The 19,231-nt window shown below is 67.3% G+C and carries 25 protein-coding genes; 22 read left to right on the forward strand and 3 right to left on the reverse strand.

Going from position 1 to position 19,231, the window contains the following annotated elements:
* Nucleotides 1-2 precede the first annotated feature (2 nt).
* The 13 genes from E5CHR_RS15005 to E5CHR_RS15065 all read left to right on the forward strand — a co-directional run bounded on the left by E5CHR_RS15005 (nucleotide 3) and on the right by E5CHR_RS15065 (nucleotide 6,341).
* Nucleotides 3-1,049 carry a hypothetical protein gene (locus E5CHR_RS15005; RefSeq protein WP_232062068.1) on the forward strand — a complete coding sequence of 349 codons (1,047 nt, stop codon included), beginning with the start codon at nucleotides 3-5 and terminating at the stop codon, nucleotides 1,047-1,049.
* Nucleotides 1,049-1,531, forward strand: a complete 483-nt coding sequence (locus E5CHR_RS15010; RefSeq protein WP_162580587.1) for a hypothetical protein — start codon at nucleotides 1,049-1,051, stop codon at nucleotides 1,529-1,531. Before E5CHR_RS15005 ends, E5CHR_RS15010 begins: the two co-directional genes overlap by 1 nt.
* Nucleotides 1,528-2,232, forward strand: a complete 705-nt coding sequence (locus E5CHR_RS15015) for a hypothetical protein (RefSeq protein WP_162580588.1) — start codon at nucleotides 1,528-1,530, stop codon at nucleotides 2,230-2,232. Before E5CHR_RS15010 ends, E5CHR_RS15015 begins: the two co-directional genes overlap by 4 nt.
* Nucleotides 2,233-2,242: 10 nt before the next feature.
* Nucleotides 2,243-2,503, forward strand: coding sequence for a hypothetical protein (locus tag E5CHR_RS15020; RefSeq protein ID WP_162580589.1), 261 nt, complete (start codon nucleotides 2,243-2,245; stop codon nucleotides 2,501-2,503).
* A gap of 51 nt (nucleotides 2,504-2,554) precedes the next feature.
* A complete protein-coding gene (locus tag E5CHR_RS15025) occupies nucleotides 2,555-2,782 on the forward strand; it encodes a hypothetical protein (RefSeq protein WP_162580590.1) in 228 nt (75 codons plus the stop codon).
* A 14-nt stretch (nucleotides 2,783-2,796) separates the two neighbouring features.
* On the forward strand, nucleotides 2,797-3,126 hold the full coding sequence (locus E5CHR_RS15030) for a hypothetical protein (RefSeq protein WP_162580591.1): 330 nt from the start codon (nucleotides 2,797-2,799) through the stop codon (nucleotides 3,124-3,126).
* Between the two features lies 1 nt (nucleotide 3,127).
* A complete protein-coding gene (locus E5CHR_RS15035; protein ID WP_162580592.1) occupies nucleotides 3,128-3,388 on the forward strand; it encodes a hypothetical protein in 261 nt (86 codons plus the stop codon).
* Complete coding sequence (locus E5CHR_RS15040) at nucleotides 3,385-3,672, forward strand: hypothetical protein (protein ID WP_162580593.1); 288 nt, start codon at nucleotides 3,385-3,387, stop codon at nucleotides 3,670-3,672. Before E5CHR_RS15035 ends, E5CHR_RS15040 begins: the two co-directional genes overlap by 4 nt.
* On the forward strand, nucleotides 3,669-4,268 hold the full coding sequence (locus E5CHR_RS15045) for an N-acetylmuramidase family protein (RefSeq protein ID WP_162580594.1): 600 nt from the start codon (nucleotides 3,669-3,671) through the stop codon (nucleotides 4,266-4,268). The genes E5CHR_RS15040 and E5CHR_RS15045 overlap by 4 nt, the downstream gene beginning before the upstream one ends.
* Before the next feature lie 69 nt (nucleotides 4,269-4,337).
* Nucleotides 4,338-4,661, forward strand: coding sequence for a hypothetical protein (locus E5CHR_RS15050; RefSeq protein WP_162580595.1), 324 nt, complete (start codon nucleotides 4,338-4,340; stop codon nucleotides 4,659-4,661).
* Nucleotides 4,662-4,746: 85 nt separating this feature from the next.
* Complete coding sequence (locus E5CHR_RS15055) at nucleotides 4,747-5,112, forward strand: hypothetical protein (RefSeq protein ID WP_162580596.1); 366 nt, start codon at nucleotides 4,747-4,749, stop codon at nucleotides 5,110-5,112.
* Between the two features lie 264 nt (nucleotides 5,113-5,376).
* Nucleotides 5,377-5,916, forward strand: a complete 540-nt coding sequence (locus E5CHR_RS15060) for a hypothetical protein (RefSeq protein WP_162580597.1) — start codon at nucleotides 5,377-5,379, stop codon at nucleotides 5,914-5,916.
* Between the two features lie 8 nt (nucleotides 5,917-5,924).
* Nucleotides 5,925-6,341, forward strand: coding sequence for a GNAT family N-acetyltransferase (locus E5CHR_RS15065; protein WP_162580598.1), 417 nt, complete (start codon nucleotides 5,925-5,927; stop codon nucleotides 6,339-6,341).
* 244 nt (nucleotides 6,342-6,585) lie between these two features.
* On the opposite strand, the gene gdhA is transcribed toward E5CHR_RS15065, so the two are convergent.
* Together gdhA and E5CHR_RS15075 are read right to left on the reverse strand one after the other, a co-directional pair.
* Nucleotides 6,586-7,929: an NADP-specific glutamate dehydrogenase gene (gene gdhA, locus E5CHR_RS15070; protein ID WP_162580599.1), complete on the reverse strand. Its 1,344-nt coding sequence runs from the start codon at nucleotides 7,927-7,929 to the stop codon at nucleotides 6,586-6,588.
* A 138-nt stretch (nucleotides 7,930-8,067) separates the two neighbouring features.
* Nucleotides 8,068-8,889 (reverse strand): ferritin-like domain-containing protein, encoded by an 822-nt coding sequence (locus tag E5CHR_RS15075; protein WP_162580600.1) that lies wholly within the window; start codon nucleotides 8,887-8,889, stop codon nucleotides 8,068-8,070.
* Between the two features lie 229 nt (nucleotides 8,890-9,118).
* On the opposite strand from E5CHR_RS15075, the gene alaS reads away from it, so the two are divergent.
* From alaS to E5CHR_RS15100, 5 genes are all read left to right on the forward strand, one after another.
* Complete coding sequence (gene alaS, locus E5CHR_RS15080; RefSeq protein WP_162583729.1) at nucleotides 9,119-11,743, forward strand: alanine--tRNA ligase; 2,625 nt, start codon at nucleotides 9,119-9,121, stop codon at nucleotides 11,741-11,743.
* A gap of 106 nt (nucleotides 11,744-11,849) precedes the next feature.
* Nucleotides 11,850-12,869 carry a 2-dehydropantoate 2-reductase gene (locus E5CHR_RS15085; RefSeq protein WP_162580601.1) on the forward strand — a complete coding sequence of 340 codons (1,020 nt, stop codon included), beginning with the start codon at nucleotides 11,850-11,852 and terminating at the stop codon, nucleotides 12,867-12,869.
* A 34-nt stretch (nucleotides 12,870-12,903) separates the two neighbouring features.
* Nucleotides 12,904-14,157, forward strand: coding sequence for a D-amino acid dehydrogenase (locus E5CHR_RS15090; RefSeq protein WP_162580602.1), 1,254 nt, complete (start codon nucleotides 12,904-12,906; stop codon nucleotides 14,155-14,157).
* A gap of 110 nt (nucleotides 14,158-14,267) precedes the next feature.
* Complete coding sequence (locus tag E5CHR_RS15095) at nucleotides 14,268-14,945, forward strand: hypothetical protein (RefSeq protein ID WP_162580603.1); 678 nt, start codon at nucleotides 14,268-14,270, stop codon at nucleotides 14,943-14,945.
* A complete protein-coding gene (locus E5CHR_RS15100) occupies nucleotides 14,942-15,589 on the forward strand; it encodes an RES family NAD+ phosphorylase (RefSeq protein WP_162580604.1) in 648 nt (215 codons plus the stop codon). The genes E5CHR_RS15095 and E5CHR_RS15100 overlap by 4 nt, the downstream gene beginning before the upstream one ends.
* Nucleotides 15,590-15,592: 3 nt before the next feature.
* On the opposite strand, the gene E5CHR_RS15105 is transcribed toward E5CHR_RS15100, so the two are convergent.
* The gene (locus E5CHR_RS15105; RefSeq protein ID WP_162580605.1) at nucleotides 15,593-15,754 is read right to left on the reverse strand and encodes a hypothetical protein; all 162 of its coding nucleotides are present in this window, start codon (nucleotides 15,752-15,754) and stop codon (nucleotides 15,593-15,595) included.
* A 190-nt stretch (nucleotides 15,755-15,944) separates the two neighbouring features.
* On the opposite strand from E5CHR_RS15105, the gene E5CHR_RS15110 reads away from it, so the two are divergent.
* Genes E5CHR_RS15110 through E5CHR_RS15125 form a run of 4 tightly spaced genes read left to right on the forward strand, consistent with a single transcriptional unit; the run spans nucleotide 15,945 to nucleotide 19,208 of the window.
* Entirely contained in the window at nucleotides 15,945-16,919 is a 975-nt protein-coding gene (locus E5CHR_RS15110) for a Bug family tripartite tricarboxylate transporter substrate binding protein (protein ID WP_162583730.1), read from the forward strand.
* 7 nt (nucleotides 16,920-16,926) lie between these two features.
* Entirely contained in the window at nucleotides 16,927-17,742 is an 816-nt protein-coding gene (locus tag E5CHR_RS15115; RefSeq protein ID WP_162580606.1) for an SDR family oxidoreductase, read from the forward strand.
* 19 nt (nucleotides 17,743-17,761) lie between these two features.
* Entirely contained in the window at nucleotides 17,762-18,316 is a 555-nt protein-coding gene (locus E5CHR_RS15120; protein ID WP_162580607.1) for a cupin domain-containing protein, read from the forward strand.
* A 19-nt stretch (nucleotides 18,317-18,335) separates the two neighbouring features.
* Nucleotides 18,336-19,208, forward strand: coding sequence for an alpha/beta fold hydrolase (locus tag E5CHR_RS15125; protein ID WP_162580608.1), 873 nt, complete (start codon nucleotides 18,336-18,338; stop codon nucleotides 19,206-19,208).
* Nucleotides 19,209-19,231 lie beyond the last annotated feature (23 nt).

The following is a 19,231-nucleotide window of genomic DNA, read 5'->3' on the forward strand; positions in this document are numbered from 1 at the left end:
ACATGGCGCGCAAGTTCCTCGTATCGATCGACCACAACAAGCTCGAGTCCCTGCAGTTCCGGCTGCAGAACCTTGCGACGGCCCCGAGCTCTCCGGGCGTCGGCCAGAGCTACTTCGACACTGTTCTCGGAGCGGCCTACACCTGGAACGGAACTGCCTGGGTGCCGTCCGATGCGAGCAAGGTAGCCGCCGGGTCGATCCCGAACACCGCGCTCACGACCAACCCGCTCGCGCGCGCGAACCACACCGGCACGCAGACAGCCGCGACGATCAGCGACTTCGACGCGCAGGTCCGCACCAGCCGACTTGACCAGATGGCGGCGCCCACGGCAGACGTGGCGCTCAACGGGCGAAAGATCACGGGCCTTGCCGACGGCACGAGCGCCACGGACGCAGTCACCAAGCAGCAGCTCGACGCGGTGTCTCAGGGCCGGGACTTCAAGGACTCGGTGCGCGTCGCCTCGACCGCCAACGTCACGATCTCCGCGCCTGGCACGGCGATCGACGGCGTCACGCTGTCGAACGGCGACCGCGTGCTGCTGAAGAACCAGACGACCGCCTCGCAGAACGGCATCTACGTCTTCAACGGATCCGCCGCCGCGATGACGCGCGCGACGGACGCTGACACTGCCGCCAAGCTGACCGCGAACACCACAGTCATGGTCGAGGAGGGTACGGCCAACGCGGATACGCAGTGGACCATGACGACCAACGGTGCCATCACGATCGGCACCACGTCGCTTGCCTTCGTGCAGACGGGCGCGGGCACGACCTACACGCAGGGCACTGGCATCTCGATCTCCGGCGGCGTGATCGCTGTCGACAGCACGGTCGCGCGCAAGTACAGCGCCACGGTGGGGGATGGCTCGGCCACCTCGATCGCCATCACGCACAGCCTGGGAACGCAGGACGTCCACGTCCAGGTGCGCGACGCCTCGACCAACGCGATCGTTGAGGTCGACTGGGTCGCCACGAGCACCACGGTGGTCACGCTGACCTTCGCCGTGGCACCGGCCTCGAACGCCTACCGCGTCGTCGTCATCGGCTGATGAAGCAGCTCGGCCCGCTCACGCTGGTCAGCCTGGCCCTCGCCAGCGGTGCCACCACGCCGGTGCCCGCTGCCGTCGGCAGCATGGTCTGGAGCACCACGACCAGCTCGGTGCTCATCTGGAACGGATCGAGCTGGCAGCCGGAAGCTCCGGACAAGGCGCCGAAGGCGCCTGGGGTTCAGTCCGTCACGTCGTCCGCGACCGTCACGCCGACCTTCTCCAACGACATGGTCAAGATCACCGCGCAGGCCGCGGCCTTGACCCTGGCAAACCCAACGGGCACAGCTGTGGACGGCTGGGGCATGGTGATCCGCATCAAGGACAACGGCACCGCGCGTGCCATCACCTACGGCACGCAGTACCGCGCCATAGGCGTGACCCTGCCGACCACCACGGTGGTGAGCAAGACGTTGTACCTCGCCATGATTTTCAACACCGAAGACACGAAGTGGGACGTGATCGCGGTGGGGCAGGAAGCGTGAGGCCGTTCGCGGCCATGCGGTTCAAGCGGCCGCCGGCGGCCGCTGGTGGCGACCCCAACTTCGCGTCGCGCACGGTCCTCCTTCCGCTCAACGGCAACGCCACCCCCGTCAAGGGCAGCGCCTGGTCGAACACCGGAAGCGCACCCACCTGGACCTCCTCCAACCCGCCGTTTGCCGGGCTGCAGAGCCTTGAGCTGCTGGGAACCACGAACTCGCTGGTGTCCGCCACGAGCCAGGCGATCCTCGGGTCTGGAGATTTCGGCGTCGAGCTCCTGTTCCGCCTCACCAGTACCTCGAACTCGTTCCGCACGCTGCTCACCAACTACGACGCCGACGGCCTTTTCTCGTGGGGCCTGTGGACCAACGACGCCGGCCAGCTCTACTACTACGGCGACGGCGCGGGCCTCGAGCTGTTCGGTGGAGTCGATTGCAGAGACAGCAGCTGGCGCATCGCGCAGCTCGTGCGCCAGAGCGGCCGGCTTGCCATCCGGATCGGAAAGCTGGGCGATGGCGGCAACACGACGGAAGTCGCGTTCGTCACCAGCAACACGACCAACTTCAACTCCACCAAGGCGATGCGCCTTGGCTTGGAGGGCTCGTATCTGGGCGCGCCGTTCTTCGGTCAGTTTGCTCAGCTCCGTATCTCTGTCGGGGTCGCGCCGTCATTCGCAATTCCGACCGCTCCGTGGCCGACATCCTGAAGGAAGAAACGTGGCAACCAACCCCAAACTGACTTCTTCCGTGTCGCTCTCGGCGTACCGGACTGCGATCGCTTCAATGAGCCCAGCCGAGCTCCAGCAGGAGGTGTCCACCTACCGCGAGGTGATTCGAGCACCTGCCTATTGGCAGACCCTCAGGCCCAAGGAGCGCGGCGATTTCTTCAGGAAGTGGGAGGCGCTGCGCGCACGCACCGGAGTCGTGCAGGAGCCGCCAGTGGCGAACTTTGAATCTGCCCCGGGATTGAGTTCGTGAGTGGATGTTCCCAGTATGCGGCGCATTCAGAACCCGCAGAAGCAACTGACCATGTCCATCCACATCGCCCGCAAATTGAAGATGAGCCCGGGCCTGACTCTTGAGGAGTACCAGGCCGTCCTGAACGTGATGACTCCCGAGTCGCGCGCGCGAGAACTTGAAAACTTCCACCTCCTATTCGGCCCGGCGCAATGGAACGCGATGCCGCCCGAGATGCGTGAAGACTTCCGAGCCAAGGGTTCGGAGCTCGCCGCCGCAGTCGCTGCCGATCAGGCCTGAACCTGGGCCTCCGAATGCTGAACGCTGACGACGCCTTCTCCGGCCTGAGCCCTACGAAACTCGCCGCGGGAATTGCCGGCGCTCTTGTGTCGATGAAGTTCCTCCAGGGCACCTGGCCAGAGAAGCTGGGGATGGCGGCCGGCGGCAGCGCGCTCTCTTACTTCGCAACCACGCCGATCGCAGAGTGGCTCAGCACGCCGCGTGCTGAGGGCCTGGTCGGATTCCTCGTTGGCCTTTTCGGGATGGCCATTGTCTCGAAGGGGTACGAGGTCATACAGATGCTTGACTCCAAGGAGATGGCCAAGGAGGCATGGGCGTGGTGCGTTCGCAAGTGGAAGGCATGACATGCAGGACCTCTACCTTGCCGCCCTCGTCACGCTGGTGATCCTGGCTGTAGTCGCAACGCTGGATCCGAACTTCGATGACAACTTCGCCCAACGCGCGGGCCTCGGCCTTGTCGGGGTTGGGTCTGCTGTAGAGGCCATGAACCTGCTGCAGTTTTCGTGGAGCCCAAGCCACGCGCACATGGTGTTCACCCTCGGGTGCGCGGTGTACGGCGTCGGCGCGGTCTTCAAAGTCTGGAACCGACGGAGAAAAACAAAATGAACGTCACCATCCTCAAGCTGCGCCTCAAAGTCCTGGCGCTCAAGATCACCACCTGGCTTGCCGTTGCCGCCGTCGCCGCGCCCGGCGCGCTGCAGTGGGCCGTCGACAACATCGCGCTGCTCGGCGTCTTCACGGACTTCGACGCAGAGACTCGTGAGTACCTGCGAATGGTGCTCGTCGCCCTGATCCCTGTCGCGAGCGCGCTGCCGCAGAAGAGCGTGTCGGAAGCCCGCGCTGAGCTCGAGGACGCGGAAGCTGCTCTTCGCCTGCAGGCCCACGAATGAAGCCGCGCCTGACCGAGGCCGACTTCCAGGTCGCTGCAGAGCGCTTGGGCGTGCCGCCGGCGGCCGTCAAGGCGGTGTGCACGGTCGAGGCGCCGAACGGCGGCTTCGATCCGGAGGGGCGCCCGCGCATCCTGTTTGAGGGCCACGTCTTCCATCGAAACACTGGCGGCAAGTTCGACGCGATGGTGCCGGACCTGAGCTTCCGGACATGGACCTCACGGTTCTACGCCACCGGCGCCAACATGGACGTGCGCAACGCGCGCGAGCACGAGCGCCTGGCGAGGGCCGCCGCGCTGGCGCGCCCGGCGGCGCTGATGAGCGCCAGTTGGGGCGCCTTTCAACTGCTCGGTGAGAACTTCGCTTCGTGCGGCTTCCACACGCTGCAGGACTTCATCAACGCGATGTACGACGGTGAGCTGGCGCAACTGCTTGCCTTCTGCGAGTTCGTGATGCACGACCGCGGCGGAAAGGGCTTGAAGGCGCTGAAGCAGGCGGTGGCCACCGGCAACTGGACGCCGTTCGCCGAGTTCTACAACGGCAGCCAGCAGGCCAAGAACAAATACGACCAGCGCCTGAAGGCCGCGTTCGGAAAGTAGGGCTTGCGCACCCCAACGCCGTTCCGAGACTTTGCCAGGTACGCAAAGAGCCGGGCCGCCAAGAAAGGCATGGGCTTCGACTTGACCGCCTCGGCCCTCCGGGACCTTTGGCTCGAGCAGCAGGGACACTGCTTCTGGACCGGGCTGCCGATCGACTTCGACTACGGCCAGGCCCGGCACCCGATGCGCCCCTCCGTTGACCGGCTGAACCCCAGCGAGGGCTACACACTTGAGAACGTAGTTTGGGCTTCGAACTTTGCGAACCGAGCGCGCGGCGACTTGTCGCCGCAGGCCTTCGCCGAGCTCATGTGCGCCCTGGGATTCCCTTCCAAGGTCGACGACCCTAGACTCCGCGGCCGGAAGCATCGCCAATTGGAGCAACAAGAAAAATGAAAAAAGCTCTCCAGCTCACCGCAATCGCCGCGGCGGCCGTTATGGCCCTCGCACCTTTCCTCGTCATCCTGTGCGCGAGGCAGCCATGAACCTATTCGAAGGCCGCCGCGCCCACACACCTCTGACCGAGTGCAAGGTTCCCCCGGAAGGCTGGCGCTGCACGCGCGGCCACGGCCACGACGGACCGTGCGCCGCGTGGCCGGCCCTGTCCCCCGACTTCACCGTGAAGGTGGACGCGAACGGCTGCGTCAGCGGGTTGAGTATCACCAAGGGAGAGGAATTCGTCGACGTCTATCCGAGTCACCTATTTGTCGGATTCAACCAGGTCGTTCAGAAGGGCCACGTCACCACCGGCGTGCCGCCCGAGCGCGTCGCCGCGCTGTGGCAGGAGCACTACATGCAGCCGCAGGCCTTCGCGCAGGCAGTGCTCGCGGAAGCGGGGATTCGATGATGCCAGCACTCGTTCTTGGCGCGCTGTACGTGTCCGAGGGCTGGTACTCGTCCTGGGCGTGCCGCCGGCGCAGGAATGACAGGCTCCACCACCGAGCGCGCGCCGCGGTGGTGTTCGATCGAGTACTCAACCAGGAATGGGGCCGATCAACCCAGCCCGTCGAAGGGGTGCGCTGATGTGGCTCCTCCTCCCCGAGATCTGCATGCAGGCCTGGTTTGACCTGTTCGGCATGCGCCGGCCCGCTGCGCCGCCGAAGGATCCGCAATGATGTTCGCCGCCGCCAAGGTCTACCTGGTCGGCGGCGTGATCGCCGCGCTGGCGGCTGCGGCCGGCGTTCAGACCCTGCGCCTGGCCGGCGCCCACACGCAGCTGGAGCGGCAACGCGCCGCTGCCGCACAGCTCGAGGCCGACCGCGCGCGCGTGGCGCTGACCGACGCACTGCGCACCTCAGAAAAGATGGCCGCGTTCGCGGCCGCACAACAAGGGATTTCCGATGCTCTCTCGAAAGAAACCGCTGCTCGCGTTGCTGCTGAGCGCAGCAATGGCCAGCTGTCTGCCGGGCTGCGCGACGCCTACGCCGCAGCCGCCCGTCGTCGGCCAGAAGCCAAAGCCAGCTGCCCCGACAACGGCGATGTCGGCGATCGATCCCAGGCCCTCGACGGACTTTTTGCAGAAGCAGGAGAGCTACTTGCTCGATCTGCAGACCTTTCGGAAGAAGCTCGCAGCATCGTTCAGCGACGAGACTCCGAAGTCAAAGCCCTGACGGGCGAGAACAAGGCGCTGCGCGCGCTGATGGACGAGTAGGGGGTGTCGTGGGCTACCTGGTTCGGCGCAGCACCAACGCACTGCTGCTCACCCAGCTGCAGGTCGAGTGCCTGCCGGGCGATGATCCGATCACCGTAGAGGACCACGACCAGTGGTGGGTGGTCTGGCTTGACAAGCAGCCCGTTGGGTTCGCGGCGCTGCGGCCCTGCCAAGGCCATCCGACCATGGGGTACCTCGCGCGCGCGGGCGTCGCGCCGGAGCACCGAGGCCGCGGCTTGCAGCGGCGGCTCATCAAGGTTCGCGAGAACGCTGGCCGCCGGCGCGGCATGGCGGTGATGGTGACGGACACGCACCTCACGAACCACGCCAGCTCAAACAACCTGATACGGTGCGGCTACAGGCTCTACGAGCCCGGCGGCCGGTGGGCCTTCGGCGACGGCCTGTACTGGCTGAAGCACCTCTGAATTTAGTATAGGTTTTGGTGTAGGTTTTCGGGCAGAAAGCTACACTTCCCTCGGGGGAGAAGTTCTACCATTGAACTACACCCGCAGCAGGCGCGGATTGTACCAACGTACTCGCCGCCATCCCCGTCGGCATGATCAGTGCGGTGCTCATCGCGCACCCATGCGCTGATCGATAGAACCGATCGGCAACGAGGCCCGCGCACGTCGGCTCGGCTTCAGGCCGGGCTGCGGCGAGCCCGAACGCTCAAACGACCCCTTGCGCCAGCATCGCGTCCGCAACCTTGACGAAGCCCGCGATGTTCGCGCCATCCACGTAGTTGACGGTCCCGTCGGCCCGCGACCCATGCTGCACGCAGGTCTGGTGGATGCCCACCATGATGTCGTGCAGGCGGCGGTCGACTTCCTCGCGCGGCCATGAAATGCGCATCGCGTTCTGGCTCATCTCCAGCCCCGAGGTCGCCACGCCGCCGGCGTTGCTGGCCTTGCCCGGTGCGTAGAGCACGCCGGCATCCTGCAGCCGCTTGATCGCGTCCATCGTCGTCGGCATGTTGGCCCCTTCGGCGACGCACTTCACGCCGTTCGCCACCAGCATGGCCGCGTCGTCCGTACCCAGTTCGTTCTGCGTGGCGCAGGGCAGGGCGACATCGACGGGCACGATCCACGGCTTGGCGCCTGCCCTGAAGTTGGTCTTGGTGCGATCTGCATAGTCGCTCACCCGGCCATAGAGGTGGTTCTTGACTTCCATCAGCTCGGCCAGCTTTTCGGGGGTGAAGCCGTCCTCGTCGATCACGGTGCCGCTGGAGTCCGACACAGTCACCACCTTCGCGCCCATCGCCATGGCCTTCTGCACTGCGTACTGCGCGACATTGCCGGAGCCCGAGACGCTGACGCGCAGCCCCTCGAAGCTGCGACCGGCGCGCTTGAGCATCTCTTGCGCGAAGTACACCGTGCCGTAGCCCGTGGCCTCCGGACGGATGAGCGAGCCGCCGAAACTCAGGCCCTTGCCGGTGAACACGCAGTCGGCCCGGTTGCTGAGCTTCTTCATCATGCCGGCCATGAAGCCGACCTCGCGGCCGCCCACGCCGATGTCGCCGGCCGGCACGTCGGTGTCGCTGCCCACGTGACGGAACAGTTCGGTTACCAGCGCCTGGCAGAAGCGCATGACCTCGCCGGGGCTCTTGCCCTTCGGATCGAAGTCCGAGCCGCCCTTGCCGCCACCCATGGGCAGCGTGGTCAGCGCGTTCTTCAGCGTCTGTTCGAACGCGAGGAACTTGAGGATCGACAGGTTGACCGACGGATGGAAACGCATGCCGCCCTTGTAGGGCCCCACCGCCGAGCTGTGCTGGATGCGGTAGCCGCGGTTGACCTGGACGTCACCGTGGTCGTTGGTCCACGCGATCCGGAACATGACGATGCGCTCGGGTTCGACCAGCCGCTCCAGCAAGCCATGCTCCGCGTACTTGGGGTGGGCCGCAATGAAGGGCCAGAGACTCTCCATGACTTCTGCGACCGCCTGCAGGAACTCCGGCTGTCCCGGATTGCAGCTGCCGACATGATCGAGGAAGTCATGTACCGAGGCGTGTCTCATCTGCTCACTGCTCCTTGCGAATTCAATTCAAACGCATATTGTGCGTCCGTCGCTCGCGCCGGTGCCTCGAGGCACGACATCCCGTCATCCGTTCCAAGGTAGACCCGACTGCCCGCGCCGCGAGCGCCGCGGACGCGCTCAGCGCAGAAACACCCGCGTCATGAACTGCTCGATGGGGAACTGCACCGCCGCCTCGACCCGCCGCGGCAGTTCCAACGGGCGCATCAGCATCTTGAGCGCGGTCCCCGGGCTGATGTTGCGGCCCACCGTCCGGCCCATGCGGCTGCTCATCTCGCGCAGGTAGCGCGCGTCCTCGGCGCGTTCCGGCGCACGGGCCTTCGCAATGTGGCGGATGGCGCAATCGGCGTCCTCGCTCCTGAGCTCCCAGGTGCGCCGCGCCAGCGTACGCATGACACGGGTGCGGCCCAGCCCTTCTTGCTCGCGGTAGCGGCGGAAGAAGCGAAAGAACTGCTTGTAGTGGCTGACTTCGTCGTTGGCGATGTGGGTCGCGAGGTCGCGGAAGACCGGCTCGCGCGTGCCGCGGGCGAGTGCCCGGTAGTAGGTGGCGGTGCCGGTCTCGACCACGCAGCGCGCCGACATCTCCAGGCCGCGGGTGGGCGCCAGCAGTTCCACCTTGCAGTAGGTGGAGTACTCCTCGAGGAAGCCGCGGAAGGCAGACTCCCAGTCGAACTCCGGCCACACATGCTGCACATAGGCGCGCAGTGCCCTGCCGTGCTGCAGTTCCTCGGCTTCCCAGTGCTCGCGCAGCCAGGTGGTGACCTCGTCGTCGCCCGCGAACAGGTCGACCAGGTTGCGGGTGTACAGGTCGGAGCCGCTCTCGACGAACGAGGCCGAGCAGGCGAGGTAAAAATGGGTCTCGTCCGAGCGCACGCGGTCGAGCGCAATGGACGAGAAATCCAGGTCGGAGATTTTCCAGCGTGGGGGGTTGCAGGCCGGCATGGCGACACCTTACAACCACCGCGACCACGTTCTCACTTCCTGCCTGCCGATGCCACAGATGCCGCAGGGCATAGCGGCCCCGGTTCAGCACCGCGAGGGATACATGGCCGCAAGGGCGGCAAGGGCAGGGCCAAACCTATAATCCACGGCTCAGCAGATCAATGGTCAGGTGGGTTCGATGCAGGGGCTGCCCGCAGCCGGCCGCCTCTCCCAGAACTCCAATCCCAAGATGAGCCAGCCCACCTTCAGCGTCGCGGACATCCGCAAGTCCTTCCTCGACTTCTTCGCCTCCAAGGGTCATACCGTGGTGCCGTCGAGCTCGCTGGTGCCGGGCAACGATCCGACCCTGATGTTCACCAACTCCGGCATGGTGCAGTTCAAGGACGTGTTCCTCGGCACCGACAAGCGCCCCTACGTCCGCGCGGCCTCGGTGCAGGCCTGCCTGCGGGCCGGCGGCAAGCACAACGACCTGGAGAACGTGGGCTACACCGCTCGGCACCACACCTTCTTCGAGATGCTGGGCAACTGGAGCTTTGGCGATTACTTCAAGCGCGAATCGCTGAGCTGGGCGTTCGAATTGCTGACGCAGGTCTACAAGCTGCCGGCCGAGCGCCTCTGGGCCACGGTCTACCAGGAGGATGACGAGGCGCACGACATTTGGACCAAGGTCATCGGCCTGCCGCCGGAGCGCGTGGTGCGCATCGGCGACAACAAGGGCGGACGCTACATGTCCGACAACTTCTGGATGATGGCCGACACCGGCCCCTGCGGCCCGTGCTCCGAGATCTTCTACGACCACGGCCCCGGGATCGCGGGCGGCCCGCCCGGCTCGCCCGATGAAGACGGCGATCGCTACATCGAGATCTGGAACAACGTGTTCATGCAGTTCGACATGCAGCCCGACGGCAGCGTCAAGCCGCTGCCCGCCCCCTGCGTCGACACCGGCATGGGCCTGGAGCGCCTGGCCGCGATCCTGCAGCACGTGCACAGCAACTACGAAATCGACCTGTTCGACCGGCTGGTCAAGGCCGCTTCGCGCGAGACCGGCGAGAAGGACCTCGGCAACAAGAGCCTGCGCGTGATCGCCGACCACATCCGCGCGACCGCCTTCCTGGTGGCCGACGGCGTGATCCCCTCCAACGAAGGCCGCGGCTACGTACAGCGCCGCATCGTGCGGCGTGCCATCCGCCACGGTTACAAGCTGGGGCAGAAGAAGCCCTTCTTCCACAAGCTGGTGCCCGACCTCGTGGCGCTCATGGGCGAGGCCTACCCCAAGCTGGTGGCCGACGAACAGCGCATCACCGAGACGCTGAAGGCCGAGGAAGAGCGCTTCTTCGAGACGCTCGCCAATGGCATGGAGATCCTGGATGCCGCCCTGGCCGGCGGCGCCAAGGTGCTGCCCGGCGACGTGGCGTTCAAGCTGCACGACACCTACGGCTTTCCGCTGGACCTGTCGGCCGACGTCTGCCGCGAGCGCGGCGTCGAGGTCGATGCCGCCGGCTTCGATGCCGCGATGGAAAAGCAGAAGGCCGCCGGCCGCGCTGCCGGCAAGTTCAAGATGGACCGTGCCGTCGAGTACGCAGGCGGGGCCAATGCCTTCACCGGGTACGAGCACCTGGAGGAACAGGCCCGCGTGCTGGCGCTCTACGTCGAAGGCGCGCCGGTGCAGGAACTGAAAGAAGGCCAGCCCGGCATCGTGGTGCTCGACACCACGCCCTTCTATGCGGAGAGCGGCGGCCAGGTCGGCGACCAGGGCGTGCTGGTGGCCGAAGGCCTGCAGTTCGGCGTCGACGACACGCAGAAGATCAAGGCCGACGTCTTCGGGCACCACGGCACGCAGACGCAGGGCACGCTGAAGGTCGGCGACACGGTCACGGCCCGCGTCGACACGTCCCTGCGCGCCGCCACCATGCGCAACCACAGCGTGACCCACCTGATGCACAAGGCGCTGCGCGAGGTGCTCGGCGGGCACGTGCAGCAGAAGGGTTCCCTGGTCGATGCCGACAAGACCCGCTTCGACTTCGCGCACAACGCGCCGGTCACGGCAGCGCAGGTGCTCGAGATCGAGCGCCGCGTCAACGCCGAGATCCTGGCGAACCAGGCCACGCAGGCGCGCGTGATGGACATGGAGGCGGCCCAGAAGACCGGCGCCGTCATGCTCTTCGGCGAGAAGTACGGCGAGACCGTGCGCGTGCTCGACATCGGCACCAGCCGCGAGCTGTGCGGCGGCACGCACGTGGCGCGCACCGGTGACATCGGCCTTTTCAAGATCGTGAGCGAAGGCGGCGTGGCGGCCGGCGTGCGCCGCATCGAGGCGGTGACCGGCGCGAATGCGCTGGCGTACCTGCAGGGCCTCGAGGCCACGGTCAACAGCGTCGCGGCCACGCTCAAGACGCCGGTGCCCGAGGTGCAGCCACGCCTGGTGCAGGTCCTGGAGCAAGTGCGTGCGCTCGAGCGCGAGGTCGGCGCGCTCAAGGGCAAGCTGGCGTCCTCGAAGGGCGACGAGCTGCTGGCGCAGGCCGTCGAGGTCAAGGGCATCAAGGTGCTGTCCGCCAAGCTCGACGGCGCCGATGCCAGGACGCTGCGCGACACCATGGACAAGCTCAAGGACAAGCTCAAGACCGCGGCCATCGTGCTGGCGGCGGTGGATGGCGACAAGGTGCAGATCGCGGCCGGCGTCACCGCCGACAGCGTGGGCAAGGTCAAGGCCGGCGAGCTGGTCAACTTCGTGGCGCAGCAGGTGGGCGGCAAGGGCGGCGGCAAGGCCGACATGGCAATGGCCGGCGGCACCGATGCGGCCGGACTTCCCAAGGCGCTCGCCTCTGTGCAGGACTGGGTCGCGCAACGGGTCTGAACACCTGCCACAGCCGCGCCCGTCCGTGCCATAGTCGCGCGGATGCAAGGGGCTCTCCGGATCGCTTTCCACTTTCTCGCGCCGCCATGGGCGGCCGCTTCCGAACATGGCTGAAGTTCCGCCCGTCGACGTGCTGGTGATGGGGGCAGGCGCCATCGGATGCTACGTTGGCGGCAGCCTGGCGTCCGAGGGCGTTCGGGTGTTCTTCGTCGGCCGCCCCCGTGTGCTCGAGGCGTTGGAGCGGCACGGCCTGCGCGTCAGCGACCTGGACGGCGGCGAACGCTACGTGCCGCCCGGCAGCCTGCGCGCAGCCGAGCGAATTCCGCGCGGCGTGCACCCGGGCCTGGTGCTGCTGACAGTGAAGAGCAGCGACACTGCGGCAGCCGCGGCCGAGCTGGGCGAGGTGCTGCCGCCGGGCACGCCCGTGGTCTCGCTGCAGAACGGCATCTCGAACGCCGCCACGGCGGCGCGGGTGGCGCCCGGCTTGCGGGTGCTTGCGGGCATGGTGCCGTACAACGTCGCGGAGATCGATCGCGGCGCGTTTCACAGGGGCACGACCGGCCGCCTGGCCGTGCAGGACCATGCGCTGCTGCGGCCCTGGCTGGCCGTGTTCGACAGCGCCGGCGTGCCGATCGACCGCCACGCCAACATGCTGCCGGTGCAGTGGGGCAAGCTCCTGCTCAATCTCAACAACCCGGTCAACGCGTTGTCGGGGCTGCCGCTGCGCCAGCAGCTGATGGACCGCGGCTACCGCCGCTGCCTTGCGGCCCTGATGGACGAGGCGCTGGAGGCACTTGCGTGGGCCCACATCAAGCCAGCGCAACTTGCGGCCGTGTCGCCGCGCCGGATGCCCACGATCCTGCGCTTGCCCGATCCGCTGTTCAAGGTGATCGCGGCGCGCATGCTGCGCATCGACGACAAGGCGCGCTCCAGCATGGCGGACGATCTGGCGCTGGGCCGCCGCACCGAGATCAACGAGCTGTGCGGCGAGGTGGTGCGGCTCGCGCGTTCCAACGGCGCCCGCGCGCCGCTGAGCGCCAAGATGGTGGCGCTGATCGAAGCGTGGCCCGCCCGGCCGCAGCCGCTCTCGGCGCAGGAACTGCTGTCGGCGCTCGGGCTGGGGTAGGGCAGGGAACCCCTTCGAAACAAGGCAAAGCTGCATGAATGTCCTGATCCTCGGCAGCGGCGTCATCGGCACCACGGTCGCCTACTACCTTGCGAAGGACGGCCACGAGGTCACGGTGCTGGAGCGCCAGGACGGCCCGGCACTGGAGACCAGCTACGCCAATGCGGGCGAGGTCTCGCCCGGGTACTCGGCGCCCTGGGCCGGGCCCGGCGTGCCGGCGAAGGCTGTCAAATGGCTGCTGATGCGCCACAGCCCGCTGGTGATCCGGCCCATGCTCGATCCCGCCATGTGGCGCTGGGGCATCGCGCTGCTGCGCAACTGCACGCAGGCGCGCTATGAGATCAACAAGAGCCGGATGGTGCGGCTGGCCGAGTACAGCCGCGATTGCCTGCGGCAACTGCGCGCCGAGACGGGCATCCGCTACGACGAGCGTTCGCTGGGCACGCTGCAGCTGTTCCGCACGCAGGAGCAGCTCGACGGCACGGCCAAGGACATCGAGATCCTCAAGGCCTATGGCGTGCCCTACCAACTGCTCGACCGCGAGGGCTGCGTGCAGTACGAGCCGGCGCTGGCCGTCGTGCGGCACAAGTTCGTGGGCGGGCTGCGCCTCCCGGACGACGAGACCGGCGACTGCTTCAAGTTCACCCAGGGCCTGGCGCGGCTGGCCGAGGCCGCCGGAGTGCGCTTCCGGTTCGGCGTGACCATCACCGACGTGGCGCGCAGTGCCGAGGGCGTCGTCGCGGTCCATACCGATGCCGGCCCCTTCCATGCCGACCGCTATGTGGTCGCGCTGGGCAGCCATTCGCCGCTTCTCCTGAGACCGCTGGGCATCCGCATGCCGGTGTATCCCGTCAAGGGCTTCTCGATCACGCTGCCGATCACCGATGCCGCCATGGCGCCGGAGTCGACGGTGATGGACGAGACCTTCAAGGTCGCGGTGACGCGCCTGGGCGCGCGCATTCGTGCCGGCGGCACGGCGCAGCTCTCGGGCTATGACCTGCGCCTGAACGACCGGCGGCGCGACACCCTCGAGCATGTGGTCACCGACCTGTTCCCGGAAGGCGGGAGCGTCGAAGGGGCGGAGTTCTGGACCGGCCTGCGCCCGATGACGCCCGACGGCACGCCGCTGCTGGGCGCGACGCAGATTCCCGGCCTGCTGCTGGCGACCGGGCACGGCACCCTGGGCTGGACCATGGCGGCGGGCACCGGGAGGGTCATGGCCGACCTGATCGCGGGCCGTTCACCCGAGATCGACATGGAAGGCCTGGGCCTCGAACGCTATGCCTGAAAAGCCTGACGCACCTGCCGGCGCCACGCCCGCGTCTCCCTTGACCTCTTGTTTGATCCGGTTGACATAGATCGGTAGAATCAGGTCAAACGGATCAAACCAAGACGTCCATGAGCACATCCGATCTCACCGCCAAGTTGCACGGCGACCTGCTGTCGCTGGAGCCCTATACCTCCGCGCGGGCCGCCCGAAAGACCAGCGCACGCAAGTTCCTGCTGGAGATCAAGGACGAGGCGATCTCGAAGGTGCTGCTGGCCTCGTTCCCGATGCTCGAACGCGCCTTGCTCGAAAAGACGGCGCAGGCCCGCGAGCGCCGCATCGAGGCCGTGGTCGACTTCATGGCGGGGCAGATGGTGCAGCCCAGCGAAATCGACAGGGAGATGGCCCAGCGGCTCGCCCGGCGGCATGCCCGCGTGCTGAACGATTTCGGGTACTTCACGGCCGAGCAGCTGGCCGACGCCAACCGCTCGCAGGCCAGCAGCCGCAGTGCCTTGGTGGACAACTGGCGCAAGCGGCGCCAGGTATTCGCGGTGCCGCATCCCGACAAGAGCGCGCGCGAGCGCGACGTCTATCCCGCCTTCCAGTTCGAGGACCACAAGCCGATCAAGGCGGTGCAGGCCGTGCTGGAAGCCTTCGGCGACCGCCGGGCGCCCTGGAAGCTCGCGCTGTGGTTCACCTCGAACAACGGCTGGTTGCCCGACAGTGCGCGGCCGGTCGATCTCCTGGCATCGAATCCGCAAGCTGTCATCGAGGCGGCACGCCGCGATGCGGAAGGGAGCGCGGCTTGAGTTGCCGCGCACCGGCGCCGCTTCTCGACCCTCTCTTCGATCGCTGGCCGGCCGGCGCGCTGATCCACGTCATCCACGACACGGCCTTTGCCCCGGAGAGCTTCAATCCCGGCATCGATGGCGCCGGCACGCTGTGCAAGTCCACCCGCTTCGCGCCCATCCGCGACGCCAAGGGCCGGGTCGTGCCCTACCTCTACGGCGGTGCGACCTTGGACTGTGCGATCTTCGAGACGGTCTTCCACGACGTGCCGATCGACGCACCCGACAAGTTCGTCGCCCTCGACGATTTCGCGCACCGCGGCCACGGCCAGCTCGTGCCCAACCGCGAACTCCTGCTGGTGGACCTGACGAGCGAAGGGCTGCACCGCCTGAAGGTCCCCAAGGAAGAGCTCATCGCCAGCCCGGCACGCGACTACGTGGACACGGCCAGATGGGCCGAGGCATTGCACCGCCAGTGCAAGGACGCCGATGGGCTGGTCTGGATGTCGCGCCAGCGCGATCGCGACAGGGCGATGCTGCTGTTCGGCGACCGTGTGAAGGGCGTTCTTTCCGGGACGCGCATCGGCGGGCCGTTGGCTCGCAACGATGCGCTGCGCCAGGCCATCCTGGCCGCAGCGCTGCGTGCCGGCATCGATGCGTCCTGACGTTCAGGGCTTGGCCGCTGCCGGCTCCAGCCCGCTCTCGATGACCGGCGCTGCCTGCGGCGGATTGAAGTAGCCGATCCACCGCCCGCCGCCTCGGGCTGGCGTGCAGTGCTCGACGCGCCTGAACCTGGCGCTCAGCCGGGTGTCTTCGGGAAATGATCCCACCCATCCACGCAGGCCTAGCTGCCGGTTCGCGTTCACGCGGGCGTGGGCAAACGCGTTCGGACCAGGGTTTATGGCTAGACAACCTGAGCCTTTCAGGATTATTCTTCGCCTGTCCGTTCCATTAATAAATCAACGTTTTACTAATGGAACAAAAACCCACTCACCCAGTCCACGGATCGACACCACGATGATGAAGCCCACCCGTCGCCAGGCGCTCGCGCTGGCCGTTTCCATTGCCGCCGCCAGCGCCGCTTTCCCCACGTGGGCGCAAGGCTATCCGGCCAAGCCGATCACCCTCGTGGTTGCCTACCCGGCCGGTGGCGACACCGACGCGCTCGCGCGCCTCTTCGCCGAAAAGCTGGCCACGCGTACGGGCCAGCCGGTGGTGGTGGACAACCGGCCCGGTGCCAGCGGCGTGATCGGCAGCAGCTTCGTCGCCAAGGCCCCGGCCGACGGCTACACGCTGCTGCTGGCCCCCAGCACCTTCTCGATCGCGCAACTGGTGCTCAAGACCGGCGGCAGCTCCAGCTACGACGTGCTCAACGGCTTCACCCCCATCATCGAGACCGGCACGCTGCCGCTGTTCCTGGTGGCGGGTTCGGGCGCCGGCCTGAAGAGCTTGAAGGACGTGCAGGCCAAGGGCCAGTCGCTCTCCTATGCCAGCCCGGGCAGCGGTTCGCCGATGCACATCCTGGGTGAGATGGTCAACAAGGCCGCGGGCATGAGCCTCGGCCACGTGCCCTACAAAGGCGTGGCCCCCGCGGTCAACGACGTGCTGGGCGGCCATGTGCCGCTGACCTACATCACCTACGGCCCGATCGCGCCCCACCTGGCCGCCGGCAAGATGCTGCCGCTCGCCGTCGCCGACCGCGCCCGCTCGGCACTCGCACCCAGCGTGCCCACGTTTGCGGAACTGGGCTACAAGAACGTCGAAGTGACGGCCTGGCATGGCTTGTTCGGTCCCAAGGGACTGCCGCCCGAGATCGTGAAGACGCTGAACGGCCACATGAACGAGATCCTCAAGATGCCCGACGTGGTGTCGAAGATGGCGGTCCTGGGCGCCTTGCCGCTGGGCGGCGCGCCGGACGTGCTGGCAAAGACCAACGCCGCCGACTTCGAGCGCTTCGGAAAGATCATCAAAGAACTCGGCATTCAAGCGGATTGAGGCAGGCATGACCGACATCAAGGCCATCCCCGATCCCGACAGCCTGCAGAGCCTGCTGGCCGAGCTGCCGGCCAACCTGCTCGCCGGACGCCGAGTGCTGGTGACCGGCGCCGCGCGCGGTCTCGGGCTGGCGTTCGCCAAATGCATTGCCGCCGCGGGTGCGTCCGTGGTGCTGGCCGATATTCTTTCGGATCTCGCACAGACCGAGGCCCAGGCCCTGCGCGATGCCGGCTTCAAGGCGCATGCGCTGGCGCTGGACCTGTGCGACCCGGGCTCGATCGAGGCCGGCGCCGCCGCCGCGGTGCGGGCGCTCGGCGGCCTCGACGGCCTGGTCAACAACGCCGCAATCACGAACTCGGGCGGCCGCGACGCCCATGCGCTGGACATCGAGACGTGGGACCGCGTGATGGACGTCAACGTGCGCGGCACCTGGCTCATGAGCCGCGCCTGCCAACCGGCGCTTGCACAGGGCGGCCGCGGCGCGATCGTCAACCTCGCGTCGGACACCGCACTCTGGGGCGCACCCAAGCTGCTGGCCTACGCATCGAGCAAAGGCGCCGTGATCTCGATGACCCGCTCGCTCGCCCGCGAGTGGGGGGAGGCCGGCATCACCGTCAACGCCGTCGCGCCGGGGCTCACGCTGGTCGAGGCCACCGAATACGTGCCGCTGGCGCGCCACCAGAAGTACCTCGAGGGCCGCGCCCTCCCGCGCGAACAGCAGGCGGTGGACGTCTGCGGCGCGGTACTGTTTTCCCTCTCCGGCCTGGCGCGCTTCGTGACCGGCCAACTGCTTGCCGTCAACGGCGGCTTCGTCATGCACTGATTTCCCCAAGGAGTTTTCGATGAGCGATTTGTCCGAGCAAAAGAAATTCGACGACAGCAAGGTGGGCGAGACCCTGCGCCGCCCCGAAGGCGCGAGCCTCGAAGCGTGGATGAACACCCGCATTGCCCGCTACTCGACACGCAAGTACGACTGGGATGCGCTGAAGTTCCAGGCTGATTTCGACCCCAAGTTCCGCCGCGCGCAGATGCGCTACGTGGGAACCGGCGGCACCGGCGTGGCGAGCGACGTCAATACGATCCCCGCCGAGAGCTTCACCTTCTCGACCATGGTGATCCCGGCCGGCCACGAAGGCCCGCCGCACCTGCACGTCGATGTGGAAGAAGTCTTCTTCCTGCTGCGCGGGAAACTCAAGGTGGTGCTGACCACGCCCGAGGGCGAGCGCTACGAGACCGTGCTGACCGACCGCGACCTGATCTCCGTGCCTCCGGGCGTGTACCGCGAAGAGATCAACATCGGCGACGAAGACGCGCTGATGTGCGTGATGCTCGGCGCGAAGAAGCCGGTGACGCCGACGTACCCCGCCGACCATCCCCTGGCCAAGATCAAGCGTTGACCGTGCAGGACCACGCAGCATGAGCGATTCGACCGTGACCGATGTCCAGCGCCTGCCGGTCAACGAACTGGCGCGCCTCGAAGCACGCTTTCCGGCGCGCAGCGTGCCGGTGCAGGGCGGCGCCTTCGTCTCGGTGCGCGAATGCGGAGTGGGCCCGGCCATCGTGTGCCTGCATGGCATCGGCTCGGGCTCGGCCTCGTGGCTGGACACGGCCCTGCTGCTCGAAAGCGAGGCGCGCCTGATCGCCTGGGATGCGCCTGGCTACGGCGAGTCGACGCCGCTGGCCGCCCAGGCGCCCACCGCGCACGCGTACGCGCAGCGGCTGCACGGGCTGCTCGATGCACTCGACGTTCGGTCCTGCGTGCTGGTCGGTCATTCGCTCGGCGCGCTGATGGCCGCATCCGCGGCGCGTGAAGGCTCGCCGCTGGCGCCGCGCATCTCGAACTTGCTGCTGATCAGCCCCGCCGCCGGCTACGGTGCGGCGAGCCGCGCGCAGGCGCAGGCCCGCGTGCGCGCCGAACGCCTCGGCACGCTCGATGCGCTGGGCATCGCCGGCATGGCCGCCGAGCGCTCGGGCCGGCTGGTCTCCGACCACGCGAGCGAGACCGCACGCCAATGGGTGCGCTGGAACATGGCACGCCTGCACGCCACAGGCTACCGCCAGGCCGTGGATTTGCTGTGCGGTGCCGACCTGATGGCCGACCTGCCGCCTGCCGTGCCGGTGCGCGTGGCCTGCGGCGCGCTGGACGTGGTCACCACGCCCGACGCTTGCGCCGAAGTGGCGAAGCGATGCGGAGTGCCACTCGAACTGCTGCCCGAAGCAGGCCATGCCTGCTATGTGGAACGACCCGCCGCCGTGGCTGCGCTGCTGCGCCAGGCGCTCGCCGCCTGAACAACCGAAACAAGAACGAGAGA

It is taken from the genome of Variovorax sp. PBS-H4 (assembly GCF_901827205.1).
Lineage (GTDB): Bacteria > Pseudomonadota > Gammaproteobacteria > Burkholderiales > Burkholderiaceae_C > Variovorax.

Coding starts and splice junctions, on each gene's coding strand:
- E5CHR_RS15005 (WP_232062068.1), top strand. CDS start 3: ATGGCGCGCAAGTTCCTCGTATCGATCGACCACAACAAGCTCGAGTCC.
- E5CHR_RS15010 (WP_162580587.1), top strand. CDS start 1,049: ATGAAGCAGCTCGGCCCGCTCACGCTGGTCAGCCTGGCCCTCGCCAGC.
- E5CHR_RS15025 (WP_162580590.1), top strand. CDS start 2,555: ATGTCCATCCACATCGCCCGCAAATTGAAGATGAGCCCGGGCCTGACT.
- E5CHR_RS15030 (WP_162580591.1), top strand. CDS start 2,797: ATGCTGAACGCTGACGACGCCTTCTCCGGCCTGAGCCCTACGAAACTC.
- E5CHR_RS15035 (WP_162580592.1), top strand. CDS start 3,128: ATGCAGGACCTCTACCTTGCCGCCCTCGTCACGCTGGTGATCCTGGCT.
- E5CHR_RS15040 (WP_162580593.1), top strand. CDS start 3,385: ATGAACGTCACCATCCTCAAGCTGCGCCTCAAAGTCCTGGCGCTCAAG.
- E5CHR_RS15045 (WP_162580594.1), top strand. CDS start 3,669: ATGAAGCCGCGCCTGACCGAGGCCGACTTCCAGGTCGCTGCAGAGCGC.
- E5CHR_RS15050 (WP_162580595.1), top strand. CDS start 4,338: ATGGGCTTCGACTTGACCGCCTCGGCCCTCCGGGACCTTTGGCTCGAG.
- E5CHR_RS15055 (WP_162580596.1), top strand. CDS start 4,747: ATGAACCTATTCGAAGGCCGCCGCGCCCACACACCTCTGACCGAGTGC.
- E5CHR_RS15060 (WP_162580597.1), top strand. CDS start 5,377: ATGATGTTCGCCGCCGCCAAGGTCTACCTGGTCGGCGGCGTGATCGCC.
- gdhA (WP_162580599.1), bottom strand. CDS start 7,929: ATGAGACACGCCTCGGTACATGACTTCCTCGATCATGTCGGCAGCTGC.
- E5CHR_RS15075 (WP_162580600.1), bottom strand. CDS start 8,889: ATGCCGGCCTGCAACCCCCCACGCTGGAAAATCTCCGACCTGGATTTC.
- alaS (WP_162583729.1), top strand. CDS start 9,119: ATGAGCCAGCCCACCTTCAGCGTCGCGGACATCCGCAAGTCCTTCCTC.
- E5CHR_RS15085 (WP_162580601.1), top strand. CDS start 11,850: ATGGCTGAAGTTCCGCCCGTCGACGTGCTGGTGATGGGGGCAGGCGCC.
- E5CHR_RS15090 (WP_162580602.1), top strand. CDS start 12,904: ATGAATGTCCTGATCCTCGGCAGCGGCGTCATCGGCACCACGGTCGCC.
- E5CHR_RS15095 (WP_162580603.1), top strand. CDS start 14,268: ATGAGCACATCCGATCTCACCGCCAAGTTGCACGGCGACCTGCTGTCG.
- E5CHR_RS15110 (WP_162583730.1), top strand. CDS start 15,945: ATGAAGCCCACCCGTCGCCAGGCGCTCGCGCTGGCCGTTTCCATTGCC.
- E5CHR_RS15115 (WP_162580606.1), top strand. CDS start 16,927: ATGACCGACATCAAGGCCATCCCCGATCCCGACAGCCTGCAGAGCCTG.
- E5CHR_RS15120 (WP_162580607.1), top strand. CDS start 17,762: ATGAGCGATTTGTCCGAGCAAAAGAAATTCGACGACAGCAAGGTGGGC.
- E5CHR_RS15125 (WP_162580608.1), top strand. CDS start 18,336: ATGAGCGATTCGACCGTGACCGATGTCCAGCGCCTGCCGGTCAACGAA.